General features: G+C 25.4%; 8 protein-coding genes. 2 read left to right on the forward strand and 6 right to left on the reverse strand.

Features of this window, described 5'->3' with window-relative positions; genetic code table 11:
* Positions 1-6: 6 nt before the first annotated feature.
* The 3 genes from aroA to ACA134_RS06680 form a co-directional block, all read right to left on the reverse strand.
* A complete protein-coding gene (aroA, locus tag ACA134_RS06670) occupies positions 7-1272 on the reverse strand; it encodes a 3-phosphoshikimate 1-carboxyvinyltransferase (RefSeq protein ID WP_409199643.1) in 1266 nt (421 codons plus the stop codon).
* A gap of 12 nt (positions 1273-1284) precedes the next feature.
* Positions 1285-3999 (reverse strand): valine--tRNA ligase, encoded by a 2715-nt coding sequence (locus ACA134_RS06675; protein WP_409199644.1) that lies wholly within the window; start codon positions 3997-3999, stop codon positions 1285-1287.
* A gap of 255 nt (positions 4000-4254) precedes the next feature.
* Complete coding sequence (locus ACA134_RS06680; protein WP_409199645.1) at positions 4255-5490, reverse strand: hypothetical protein; 1236 nt, start codon at positions 5488-5490, stop codon at positions 4255-4257.
* A gap of 525 nt (positions 5491-6015) precedes the next feature.
* Between ACA134_RS06680 and ACA134_RS06685 the strand changes: the two genes are divergently transcribed.
* Positions 6016-6372: a hypothetical protein gene (locus tag ACA134_RS06685; protein ID WP_409199646.1), complete on the forward strand. Its 357-nt coding sequence runs from the start codon at positions 6016-6018 to the stop codon at positions 6370-6372.
* A 13-nt stretch (positions 6373-6385) separates the two neighbouring features.
* Positions 6386-8035 carry a phenylalanine--tRNA ligase subunit beta gene (pheT, locus tag ACA134_RS06690; RefSeq protein ID WP_409199647.1) on the forward strand — a complete coding sequence of 550 codons (1650 nt, stop codon included), beginning with the start codon at positions 6386-6388 and terminating at the stop codon, positions 8033-8035.
* A gap of 56 nt (positions 8036-8091) precedes the next feature.
* On the opposite strand, the gene ACA134_RS06695 is transcribed toward pheT, so the two are convergent.
* The 3 genes from ACA134_RS06695 to ACA134_RS06705 all read right to left on the reverse strand — a co-directional run bounded on the left by ACA134_RS06695 (position 8092) and on the right by ACA134_RS06705 (position 13901).
* A complete protein-coding gene (locus tag ACA134_RS06695; RefSeq protein WP_409199648.1) occupies positions 8092-11886 on the reverse strand; it encodes a hypothetical protein in 3795 nt (1264 codons plus the stop codon).
* Between the two features lie 246 nt (positions 11887-12132).
* Positions 12133-12675, reverse strand: a complete 543-nt coding sequence (locus tag ACA134_RS06700; protein ID WP_409199649.1) for a flavodoxin family protein — start codon at positions 12673-12675, stop codon at positions 12133-12135.
* 74 nt (positions 12676-12749) lie between these two features.
* Positions 12750-13901, reverse strand: a complete 1152-nt coding sequence (locus tag ACA134_RS06705) for a cation diffusion facilitator family transporter (protein ID WP_409199650.1) — start codon at positions 13899-13901, stop codon at positions 12750-12752.
* Positions 13902-13932: the final 31 nt, after the last annotated feature.

Genomic DNA, 13932 nt, shown 5'->3' on the forward strand with positions numbered 1-13932 from the left:
TTACACCTAAACTAATTCTAATTTAACTCCAATTTCATCCATTACTTCAATAAAATTTGGAAATGAAACATTAAATACTTCACCATCTGTAATTAAAATATCATGTTTTAATCCAATAAGTGAAAAAGCCATAGCTAATCTATGATCTTTATGAGATTTAACATTTCCAGATGACACTCCACCTTCAATAATCATTCCATCATCTGTTTCTCGAACATTACAATTTAATTTATTTAATTCTTTACAAGTTGTAGCTATTCTATCTGTTTCTTTAAATCTTGCATGAGCTACACCAGTAATTTTAGTTATACCTTTTGACATAGACCCCAAAATAGCTACAGTAATTAATAAATCTGGTGCATTAGATAAATCAACATTAATTCCTTTTAAGTTTCCATCAGATACTATAATAACATTATCATCATTTAATGTCAATTTACAACCCATATCTTTTAAAATATCTATTATAAGTTTATCTCCTTGTTTAGAGCTTTTAAATAATTTATTAACTTTTAATTTACCACCTAAAATAGCTACAGCAGCTAATAAATATGATGCTGATGAATAATCTCCTTCAACAACATAATTACATCCTTGATATTTTTGAGGAGAAATATTAAATGTATTATTAATATTTTTAATTTTTACTCCAAATTTTTCCATTATATCAATTGTCATATCTACATATGGTTTAGATATAAATTCATCTGTAACTTTAAGTTTTACACCTTCTTCAGATAATGGTGCAGAAATTAAAATAGATGAAATAAATTGAGAGCTAATATTACCTTTAATAGATGTCTCACCACCAATATATCCAGGTTTAATAATTAAAGGAGCTTTAAAATCATTATTAATTGAATCAACTTCTACACCTAAAGGTTTTAATCCATTAATTAGTGTTTCCATAGGCCTTGTCTTAAGAGATTCATCACCTGTAAAAATAACTTCATTATCAGATAAAGCAGCAATACTTGTTAATAATCTTAAAGATGTTCCAGAATTACCTAAATCAATAGCTTCTTTAGATAAATTATGAATTTTAGAACTTCCAATAATCTCTAAATAGTCATCTTTTTGATTAATTTTAGAACCTAATGCTTTACATGCATTTATAGTAGATAAAGTATCTTCAGATAAAAGTAAATTATAAATTTTTGATTTACTATTAGCTAAAGATGCTAAAATTATAGCTCTATGAGAATAACTTTTAGATGGAGGAGCATCAACTTCCCCATCAATTTTAAAAACTTCTTTAACTTTAAGTTCCATTTATAAAACCACTTATTTTATAATCTCTAAAATAGCATCTAAATCTTGAGAATTAATAATATCTACTTTCTTACCACTTGCTTCAACAAGTTCCTTTTCAATATTTAAGTAATCCTCAGTAATTTTCAAATCATCAATAGCTAATTCATTATTTTCATCTAAAATATTAGCTATTTCATCTAAAGATGTAGTATTTAAGTATTTTATAATTTTACCAGCATCATTTTTAAATTCAGGTCCAATTTTAGACATATCTGGTGTAATCTCAACAATCTTTTCATGAACATCAGGTTTACCATCAGTTAATATTAGATTATTGATTTTTAAAGTTCCTTTAATATCATCAGAAAACTTATCTAATGTATTTTTAATCTCATCATCTGCATATATTTTAACAGTGTCGAGTGGTACATTTAAAGGAATTTTAGATGATGATTTAAATCTTCTAATATCTCCAATAATATCAATAGCTATTTTTCCCTCATTTTCACTATCTTCACTTATTAAATCATTATTTATTTGAGGCCAACTTGCATTATGAACTGAAATATCTTCATTAAAGTATTGATATACTTCTTCAGAGAAGAAGGGAGTAATAGGAGAAAGTAATATTAAAGATGTTTCAATTACTGTTTTTAAAGTGTATTTTGCAGCTTTTCTTGATTCATCTGAGATATCATCATTATATAATCTATATTTAACAGCTTCAATATATTCATCACAAAAATCATGCCATACAAATTTTTCAATAGCATTAATTGTATTTGCAAATGTATATGTGTTAAAAGCTTCATCTACATCTTTATTTAAATTATTTAATTTAGATAATATCCATTTATCACTAGGATTTAAACTATTAGCTATTTCTTCATATTTTATTTCTTCATTAAAAATATGCATACTAATAAATCTAAATGCATTCCAGAATTTTCTTAAAAACTTATATCCATATTTAATATCTTTCCAATCAAAAGCAACGTCTGAACCAGGTAAACTATTAGCAGCCCATGTTCTTAAAGCATCAGCACCATATTCACTTACAACTTCTTCAGGACCTACTACATTTCCACGAGACTTACTCATTTTATAGCCATCTTCACCAAATACCATACCATTAATTACAATATCATCAAATGGTTTTTCTCCCTCTAGTGCTAAAGTTCTTAAAATCGTATAAAATGCCCATGTCCTTATGATATCATGGCCTTGTGGTCTGATATTTGAAGGAAAATTATTTTTAAATTCTTTATTTGGCCACCCAGCTATTGATAATGGTGAGATTGAACTATCCATCCATGTATCTAAAACATCTTCTTCACCAGTAAACTCAGTTGAACCACACTTACATGGTTTTTGAGGTTTATCACTAATAGGATCAATAGGTAAATCTTCTTCTGCAGGTAAAATTATCTCCCCACAATCTTTACAATACCAAACTGGAATAGGAGTTGCAAAAATCCTTTGTCTTGAAATACACCAATCCCATTCCATTGAATCAGCCCAATTTAAAAGTCTTGATTTCATATGTTCTGGAACCCAATTCATATCATTTGCAGCATCTTTAATTTGAGAAGTTAAGTCTCTAACAGCTATAAACCATTGTTTTTTAACTAAAATTTCAATAGGAGTTTTACATCTCCAACATTTACCAACATTTTGATCTACATTTTCTTGTTTAATGAGATATCCTTCATCTTCCAAATCATCAATAGTTTTTAATTTACATTCTTGTAAACCTAAACCTTCATATCTACCTGCACTTTCAGTCATTAAACCTTTCTCATCAATAGCTTCAATGATTTCTAAACCATGTTTATTTACCCAACTTACATCTGTCTTATCACCAAAAGTACAAACCATAACTGCTCCAGTACCAAATTCAGGATCAACCTCCTCATCAGCTATTATTTTTACCTTTTGACAAGATAAAGGAACTTCAACATATTTATTTAATAATTTAGAATATCTTGAATCTTCAGGATTAACTACAACAGCTACACATGCAGACATGAGTTCTGGTCTTGTTGTAGCTATTAAAACACCTTCTTCATCTGCTTGTGCTTGCTTACCAGAAGTTTTAGAAGATGTAATATCATCATAAATTGATTCTTTTGCAGGTGGGAAGTTTACATAATTTAAGAATGTTTCATTTTCATCATATTCTACTTCTGCAAAAGCAATAGCTGTCTCACACCTTGGACACCAATTTACAGGGTGAATTCCTTGATAAAGTAAATTATCATCATACATTTTCAAAAATGAATATTGTGTTTTCCTCATATATTCTGGAGTCATTGTAACAAATTCTCTACTCCAATCTTGTGAGAAACCAAGTAATTTCATTTGATTTTTCATTAAATCAATATTTTCTGTTGTAAGATCTACACAATACTTCCTAAATTCTGCTTTTGAAATATCATTTTTCTTAATGTTATGAGTTTCTTCTACTTTAACTTCAGTTGGAAGACCATGACAATCCCATCCTTGAGGAAATAGTACATCTAATCCTTTTAAACGCCTATATCTTGCATTCATATCAATATAAGTCCAATTTAAAACATGACCTAAATGAATTGAACCTGTAGGATATGGTGGTGGAGTATCAATCACATATCTTGGTTTTGTCCCATCATCGAGAAATTTGTATATTTCATCATTTTCCCATTTTTTCTGCCATTCTTTTTCGCAGCCTTGATTATAATCTTTAGGAATATCTTTTTCTAACATCTACAATCTCCAAAAAATACATAAGAATAAATAATTATTATAATTAAATATATATTATAAATTATAAATAAAATTATCTTTTTTAAAAATATTAAAAACTATTCCAAAATAATATGAGTAAAAAAAATATTCCGAATATAAAATAAAAAATTTCCAACAGAAACTATTATTATACAATACATGTATTTTGAATTTAAAAGAGAACTAATTGCAACAATAATAAAATAAAAATATTAAATATATTTAAAATCCTTTCTATTCTTTTATTTTTAAATATCTTTTATAAAATTTATAAACAATTATAAATAAAATAGCAAAAAAAACAAGTTTATATCCAAACCATATGTTTTTTATATCAAATATAAATAAAATTAATTTAACACTTAACATTAAAATTGATCCAACAATAATTAAAAAAGTAATTCTTTTAAAGGGATATGTATAATTTTCTCTTTCTAAAGTTAAATATAATACTACAAAAGAAATTAATGCTACAAAAGGAACAGTTAACATATTCGTTTCTTTTAATTCTATTAATGAAAGGAATAGTGTTAAAAATGCGAACATAGGAATTAATAAATATTTTTTTAAAAATTTAGTTTTATATGTTAAAGTAATAGTGCTGAATTTTTCTATAAATTCTGGAGTGCACAAATTATTATATTCTTTGGAGTTCAAAAGTAATGTTGATCTGTTTTTTATATTATTTTTAGAAATAAGAATAGGAATATCTTCATCTAAATCATAATATTCTATGTTTGTTTCAATATCCTCAGAACTATCATCATAAATGTATTCTGTTATTGAATTATATGTAAATTTTTTATAAGCTTTAATTTTTGAATTTTCTTCATCATTAATATAATAAATCAATTCAACAGTAGAATTATCTAATTCTAATCCATGAGGAATATGTAAATTAAATTCAGGTTGGATAAATTCTTCAATAATATAATCAGATTCATAACAACGTCTCATATTGGCGAATTTAGTCGTGTTTCTTGAAAAAAAATCCTTAATAAAATAAAAACAAATTTTTAAAAAATTCCAAATTCCTCCATACTTTTCATTGAAAATAGTTTTTTCTAAAATGGGATTATTATCAACAAAATCGTATCCTATTTCTAATTTAATGTGTTTAACTTCCCTTTCATCATCTTCTACATAATTTATGAATTCATCAATTTCTACATCATTCCAATGACTATTTTCTAAAATTTCTTTTAATGAAGACATAGTCAAAGAAGGGAAGTTATTATCTTTTCCTAATGAAATTTTAATACTAGTATCAAAAAAGAGGTAAGCTAACTCTCCTCCAGTTATTCTATTTTTAACATATAAATTAGCAAATTTAATATCTTCAAAATCATAATAAAAATAATCATCTAAAGAAATAAAATCAAAAACAAAAATAATTTTTTGATTATATTTATCTTTTGAATAAGATTCGAACACATGGTACCATGTTTGATTTATTATAGAAAATGACATGTGCAAAAAGTATTTTAATTATTTAATTTTTTACCATTTTTTAAATCTTCTAATTGTTTTTTAGAAATTGGCCTCATACCCTTAATTTTATTAGTACGTAATCCCAATAGTTTATAATGTTTTCCATCTCTCATCATATTAAAAAAACTCCAAAAATTATTTAAAAATTTAATATCTAATGATTATATTGTTTATATATTATCTTAATTTCCTCAATTATTATATTATCTACTATAATATATAAATTTTATTTAATTGCTTTTATGATAAATATATGTGTTTTTCATATAATCAAAAATTTTATCTAAAGTATAGATAATATAATTTATAATATGAATTATGTACTTATATATCTTTCTATTTATGAATAAAACATTATTGTGCTGATTTAGTATTAATACATTAAATTAATAAAATTTATAGTAAAAAAAATTGAAAAAATAAAAAACTCCAATAAAATTATTTATAAATAAAATGAAATTAATATTAAATATTAGTATAAGGTAAATTTAAAATGGTGAGAAAATGAATTTTTTATGGTTTTATATAGCTGTTGCATTAGCTTTTAGTGATATAATACATTCACATATAATGTGGAGGATATTCAATAATTTTTACATATTATTAGCTGGATTAATACACAATACAGTACACTCCCCTTTACAAACTTGGATTATACATGAATTAATAGAAGCAATTTTCCATTTTTGTGTGATTTCATTGTTGTTTTTCTCATTTAAAATAGGAATGGCAGCTGCATTTATTCATTTTGTAATAGATGTAAGTCATACCATATTAATAAGAGATTTACCACCAATACCACATAGAGCATTGCATTTTGTTATAGAATCTGCATTTTTTATGCTTATTTATGGACTTTAGGAGATTTAATTAAATGCCAGTTATTACATTTAAATATACAGACTTAGAAGAATTTGGAATAAATATTGAAAATGATAAGTTAATTGACATCATACCTATGATGGGTAGTGATATTGAAGACTTTAATGATGATGAAATTAAAGTAGAATTCTTCCCAAATCGTCCAGATAATTTATCTATTGAAGGAGTAGCTAGATCTTTTAAAGGATTTATATCACAAGAAGTTGGTCTTCCAAATTATAAATTAAATGATTCTAATGAAAAAGTAATTGTTAGTGATGAAATACTAGAAATTAGGCCTTATATTGGATTTGCAAAAATTAAAGGAACTAATTTTAAAGGAGATAAGCTTAAACAAATCATGGATTTTCAAGAAAATCTTCATTGGGTAATTGGAAGAGATAGGAAAAAAGTAGCTATTGGAATACATAATGCTGATGTAATAACTGCTCCTTATAAATACATAGCTAGTTCAAAAGACGAAAATTCATTTATAGCTTTAGAAACTGAAAGTGAAATGACACCTGATGAAATATTAAAAGATCATGAAAAAGGAGCTAAATATTCTCATTTACTTGAAAGTTTTGATAAATATCCTATAATTTTAGATAATGACAATCAAGTTTTATCTATGCCTCCAATTATAAATGGAGAGCTAACGAAATTAACTGAAGATACTGAAAATGTAATTGTAGATGTTACAGGAACAGATGAAAAAGCAGTTAATCAAACATTAAACATTATTTGTTCTTCATTTGCAGAAGGTGGAGCACAAATTGAAACAATAGAAGTAGTTTATCCTAATGAAACTATAATAACACCTAATTTAAAAACACAAGAGAAAACTGTTCATGTTGATTTAGCTAATAAGTTAATAGGTGGAACAAGCTTAAATGCTGATGATATAGCTAAATTACTTAAAAAAGCAAGATTTGATAGTGAACTTATAAATGATAATGAAGTTAAAGCTATTATTCCATCTTACAGAATAGATATTTTACATGAAGTAGATGTTGTTGAAAATATAGCTATTCAATATTGTATAAATAAAGTTGAAGCTGAACTTCCAGATGTATCAACAATTGCATCAGAACATAATTGGTTTAAATCTGAGAAGACAATAAGAGAAGTTATGATTGGATTAGGTTTTCAAGAAGTTATGAGTTTAATGCTTACAAGTGAAAAATCTCACTATGAAAATATGTTACAATCAGAAGATGAGCATGTTGAAGTATTAAAACCAATTACAATTGATAGAACTATGATTAGAAAAAGTTTAATTAATAGTTTAATGGAATTTTTAGAAGATAATAAACATGAAGATTTACCTCAAAAGTTATTTGAAATAGGAGATGTATTATATCTTGATGATACAAAAGAAACAAAAGTTAAAACTGTTAAAAAACTTGCAGGAGTAATTTGTCATTCATCTGCAAACTTTACAGAAATGAAAACTAATATTACAACTATTTTAGATAATTTAGGTTATTCAATGGAAATATCTTCTTCTGATAATCCTAGTTTTATTTCAGGACGCGTAGCTAATTTAAAAGGAAGTTCTGAAAATGGTACAATATCAGGATTCTTTGGAGAAATATCACCAAAAGTAATTAGAAACTTTACATTAGAATATCCTGTAATAGCTTTTGAAATTACTTTTTAAAGTTAAATAAATTAAAAAAAATTAAAAAAAAGGAATAATAATATTCCTTCTTATTTTTAAACTACTATAACATTATTACTAGTACTATATCCTTTCCAAGTAGCTGTAGCAATGTAACTGTTAGGATCTAAATTAATATTTAGTCTAACAATACCATCCATACCACTTGTTCTATTATATAATACACCATTAATGTTAATTTGAATTGTTTGATTAGTTACAGGGTTTGCATCACGATCTAAGACTAAAACATTATAAGTATCATTAGTACCGAATGTTTTATTTAAATCATATCCAATAAGAATAGGATTAACAGTAATATTATTACTTACACTCATACCACCATAAGTAGTAGTGATAGCATATTCTCTAGGATCAAGATTAATGTTTAACTTAGCAATACCATCATCATTAGTAGTTCTATTATAAATTCTACCATTAATATTAAATGTCACATTAACACCAGATAAAGGATTTCCTTGAGGATCTAAAACTAAAGCATTAAATGTATCATTTTCAGCAAAGGTCTTATTTAAATTATTAGTTTCAATTATAGGTTTAACTAAAATAGTATTAGAAATGCTTAAACCATCGTAAGATGCTGTAATAATATAGAAACCTGGATCTAAATTAATATTTAAAGTAGCTGTTCCATTAACACTAGTTCTATTATAAATTCTACCATTAATATTAAATGTTACATTAACACCAGATAAAGGATTACCTTCTTTATCAAAAACATCTACATTATATTGTGTACCATTACGGAAATATTTCTCAACATCTTCTGCAGTAAGGAATGGTTCAATATCTATAAAAGTACTTACAGTTTTATTATTATATTTATCATTTCCTTTAAATTCTGAGCTAACATTGTAAAGACCTGGATCTAAATTAATGTTTAAAGAAACTGTACCATTTTCATCAGTTGTTCTATTATAAGTTACACCATTAACAGTGATGAAAACAAGTAAACCTTTAATAGGATTTCCTAAGTAATCAGTGAGAATAGCTATATATCTAGTTCCATCTTTATAAAACATGAAAATATCCTCAGTATCTATTATAATATCCCCTTTAATAACTTCAAAATCAATTATAGTAGTAAATGGATTTACATTACCATCACCAAGATAATTTAAAACACCAGTAAAATTACCAACTTCTAAATCATCAAGATAGAAAATAGCATTACTTCCAATAATAGTACCATTATATATTGTACCATTAACATTTAATGTAATATTGCCAGTAGCATCTTGATTAATAGGTATGATTAAAACATTTTCTTCATTAATTGTAACATCAATATTATCATCAACAGTGATATTTCCTTTTATAATTTCTAAATCTATTTCAGAAGAATTCAAAGCAATGTATTCACAATATTCCTCATATACATGTCTAAATTGTACTGTATAATTACCAACTTTTTTATCATCAAAATTAACAGTAAATGTACCATTATCACCAGTAGTTATAGTTTTATAGAAAACTCCATTGAGATATACATCTAATTCTAAAACATCATCAAATGCTAAATTAGTAATTTGACCTTCAATAGTAGTATTTCCATAGTTGAAAACATAAGAGTTATTTAAATTATTGAAATCAATTACACGTTTTGATGCATTAATAACTGTATCATTTTTAATAGCCTCATATCTATCATCAATTAGTTGAACAATAACTCTCCATTCATTTATCCATGTAATATAATAAGGAATGCTAAATGATCCATTTACATTTTCAACGATAAAACTATCAGAATCAATAGTAACATTTAAACTAACTTTATCTGAGTTTTTAAGACCAACTATTTCACCAGTAATATTTATTGTATCTCCATAATAAATTAATTCATCATCTAATTTAGTTATTTTAATTTGAGCTACGGTTTTATTAATAGTTAAATTGTAAATAGTAGAATTAACAGCATTATATTTATTTGTTCCATTAAATCTAACTTGAATAGTATAATTTCCAGGAACTAAAGTTTTTAAATCAAATTCAAAATTACCATTATCAGATATAACAGAGCTATTATATTCTCCATTAATCCATAAATCAACAGTAATATTATCATTATCAATCAAATCATCAATAGTGCCTTCAACAATTGTTTCACCATAAGTATCATTTTGATTATCTAAATTAATAGTAAGATTAATAGCTTCTCTAACTTCAAATTCTATTACAGATATAACTTCCCCATTAAAGTAGATTGTTAAGTTATAATCTCCAGTAGCATTTGGAAGAGGAATAGTTAATTTATTTTCAATAAGATCTTTATTAACAATATATTCAGTTCCATTTACATCAATTACAATAGGAGGTAATAAGTCAACATCCACAGGAGTTGAATCATTTAATTTAACAACAATATTATACACTAAATTATCATTAAGATAGGTTATATTATTAATTGCTTCAAGTTCTAAATCTACTTGAATATAATTTTCTAAAGTTTTAACACCTCTAATTACATTTGTAATTGTTGGATCGTTAGATCCCCAAAAGTTACCAGATAAAATATTATTTTCTTCTGCTGAACCATCACCAACAAAAATAGTAAAACCATCATTATTATTATAAAATGCAGAATAAGAAACAGTTAAATTACCAGTATCGGAATTAATTATAGCTCCACCTGCAGCAGCACTATTATTTTCAAATATACTACTTTCAATAGTAAGTACGTCTACATTTTGTATAGCTCCACCATTTGTAGCATTATTATTTGTAAATTCACTATTTTTTATATCCAAATTTTTTGCATTATATATAGCTCCACCTAAAATAGCAGAATTATTATTAAAAATAGTTCCATCAATAGACATGTCAGCTGTATTACCTATTGCTCCAGCAGCAAATGCTGAATTATTATTAAAAGTTGAATCATTTAAATTTAAAGTTGATGATCCTAAGTTCAATATAGCTCCACCAGCAATATAACCTTCAATAGTTGCATAATTGTTTTCAAAAAGACAATTGATAATATCCAAATCAGAATTCGTATTATAAATAGCTCCACCAGTAGTCGCTCCATTATTAGTGAAATTAGTGTTTATAATTTCAAGACTGCCAAAATTAAGTATTGCCCCACCTGATGGAATGTAATTATTATTCAAATCTAATGTTACTTGATTATTATCAAAAAGACCATTAGATATTGTTACAGTAGCATTATTATTATAAATAGCTCCACCATTTCCAGTAGCTCCTTCATATGTTAATCCTTTATTATTAATAAAAGTAGATCCATCAATTGTTACTTCACTAGTTTTTAACATTAATGCCCCACCTTTAATTGCAAGGTTATTATCAAAAATACTATCAGAAATATCTATAGTTCCATTTTCTATACAAATAGCTCCACCATTATGTCTTGCTGTATTATCCATAAAAGTACAATTAATAATAGTTAATTGACCAAGAGAGTAGATTGCACCACCATATCCAGAATATTCTTCTCCAGCAAGCAATGTTGCATTACCATTTTTTAATATAACATTTTCTAATGTTAAAAATCCATTTTCTTCAATATTAAAAATTCTAACAAGATTATTTCCATCAATAACCCCATTTTTAATTGTGATTTCTTTATCAATAACAATACCATCATAATAAGATCCAGTATCATTATATTTTACAATTCCACCTTCTAAATCAACAACATCATTATCATTTATCTCATTTTCAAGCCATGTGAAGTTGTTTACATCAGATGTTTCATCATCAAATAAGCTATTATCATGCGTTATACCAATTTCAACGTCTTCTGCTACAACCGAACCAACAGAAAATAAAATTAATATAAGCAATAAGCTTAATTTTAGCATTTTTTGCATTTTAAATCCTCCAAAAATATATATGTAGTTTAATCTTACGATAAACTATATAAGAATTTATTATACTTAGACCATATAGTTTTCTATCTTTTTTTGTTATAAATAAGAACAATTCGGCAAGTATAAACAATTTATAACCTATAAAACAAAAAAATAAAATTATAATATGTTCATAATTTATGGACAATATTCTAAAAAAAATGAAAAAAAAATAATAAAAGGTATAAATTTTCCTTCTTTTAAAAATTAGATACTTAAACCAAAATCATATGCTTCATCTAAAGCTTTTTGATTGGAATTTACTTCACCTATATCATGTATATCTCCAACATCCAATGTACCAAGGATATTCATTCCAACATATTCAAATGGTGAAGCTTTAGTAAGTTCAATATATTGATTATATGATCCTTGTGGAGCACCATAAGCAAACATTAAAATAGCATCTTTTCCTTCAAGAGATTTATTAGGATTTCTTGATATAGAATAAAGCCTATCTACAAATATTTTACCTTGAGCAGACATTTGTCCATAATAAATAGGACTTGTAAATATAAGACAATCAGCATCTAATAGCTCATCTAATACACCATTCATATCATCATTTCTTGCACAATCAAGCCCTTCAGCACAAGTTTCACAAGCCAAACAAGGTGATATATCTAAATCATTTAAAATGTATTTTTTAGTTTCTATTCCTTCACTAGATGCACCTTTAAGTGCTTGATCTAAAAGAATTTCTGAATTTCCACCTTTTCTAGGACTTGCACAAATTCCAACTACTTTCATAATATCATCTCCAAAACGTTATTTAAAATATATGTATTTTATATAAAATAAAAATTTCGAAAAAAAGATTGATTTTAAGAATAATCTAAATTAATATCTATTTCAGTTTCTGCATTTGGATATTTTTCTTTAATAATTTCAGTTAAATTTTTTTTAAACATATAAAAATCATTTACACTGAAATCAACAACGACATCAAAACGAAACAGCTGATTAGATTTATTATAGCTAAAATTATGAATACTTATTGCTCCTGGAAAATCCTTAATTATATACTTAACATATTCTCTTCTTTCTACAACATTTTTATCATATGTATTTACAGAATGAAGACCAAAAACCACATGAATATTATAATTATCCCAAATATAATGTTGAGCAGCATCCATAGCTCCATATGCTTCTTCAACAGTAACATAATCAGGTAATTCTACATTTATAGAAGCTAATTTTGTTGTTGGACCATAATCATGTGCAATTAAATCATATGCTCCTATTATAGGTTCAAATTTTAATACTTCTTTTTTTAATGTCTCAGTTAATTTTTTATTTGGGCGTTTACCAATTAAACTACTAATTGTATCTTTTATAAGAGATAATCCAGTGTAACAAATAAAAATTGATAAAATAATCCCTACATATCCATCAATATACCAACCAGTGTATTTTGAGACAATAGCACTTAAAACCACTAATGTTGATGTTAATACATCTACTTTAGCATCAGCTGCAGAAGCTATTAATGCTTCAGATTGTGTCCTCTCACCCATAAATTTTGTAAATATAGCTAAAGCCCATTTACCAATAATCATTATAATTAAAATAATAATTTGAAATGTTAAAAAATAAGTATATTCAGGATTAATAATTCTCCCTATACTTATTCTTAGAAATTCAAAACCTGTAAAAAGAATGATTGCAGAAATAACCATTCCTGATAAATATTCAATTCTCCCATATCCTAAAGGATGATCATGATCAGGAGGTAATTGAGATAACTTTAATCCTAAAATAGTTATAATAGATGAAGAAACATCAATTAAATTATTTACTCCATCAGAAATAATAGAAATAGAATTTGAAATGATTCCTATAATAATTTTTGATATAGAAAAGATTATATTAGCAGCTATTCCCATAATTGCTGCAAATGTTATCATTCTTGTTCTTTCATTTCTACTTAAATTTTTTTTATTAAAAAAACTTGGAAAAAAACGTTTAATCATTAATTTACTCCACATAAATTAAAAAAAAAGA

Source organism: Methanobrevibacter sp. DSM 116169, from assembly GCF_046197865.1.
Taxonomy (GTDB): Archaea; Methanobacteriota; Methanobacteria; order Methanobacteriales; family Methanobacteriaceae; genus JAHKLT01.

Excerpts from the sequence above, each read along its gene's own strand:
- aroA (WP_409199643.1), bottom strand. The coding sequence starts at position 1,272 with ATGGAACTTAAAGTTAAAGAAGTTTTTAAAATTGATGGGGAAGTTGAT.
- ACA134_RS06675 (WP_409199644.1), bottom strand. The coding sequence starts at position 3,999 with ATGTTAGAAAAAGATATTCCTAAAGATTATAATCAAGGCTGCGAAAAA.
- ACA134_RS06680 (WP_409199645.1), bottom strand. The coding sequence starts at position 5,490 with ATGTCATTTTCTATAATAAATCAAACATGGTACCATGTGTTCGAATCT.
- ACA134_RS06685 (WP_409199646.1), top strand. The coding sequence starts at position 6,016 with ATGAATTTTTTATGGTTTTATATAGCTGTTGCATTAGCTTTTAGTGAT.
- pheT (WP_409199647.1), top strand. The coding sequence starts at position 6,386 with ATGCCAGTTATTACATTTAAATATACAGACTTAGAAGAATTTGGAATA.
- ACA134_RS06695 (WP_409199648.1), bottom strand. The coding sequence starts at position 11,886 with ATGCAAAAAATGCTAAAATTAAGCTTATTGCTTATATTAATTTTATTT.
- ACA134_RS06700 (WP_409199649.1), bottom strand. The coding sequence starts at position 12,675 with ATGAAAGTAGTTGGAATTTGTGCAAGTCCTAGAAAAGGTGGAAATTCA.
- ACA134_RS06705 (WP_409199650.1), bottom strand. The coding sequence starts at position 13,901 with ATGATTAAACGTTTTTTTCCAAGTTTTTTTAATAAAAAAAATTTAAGT.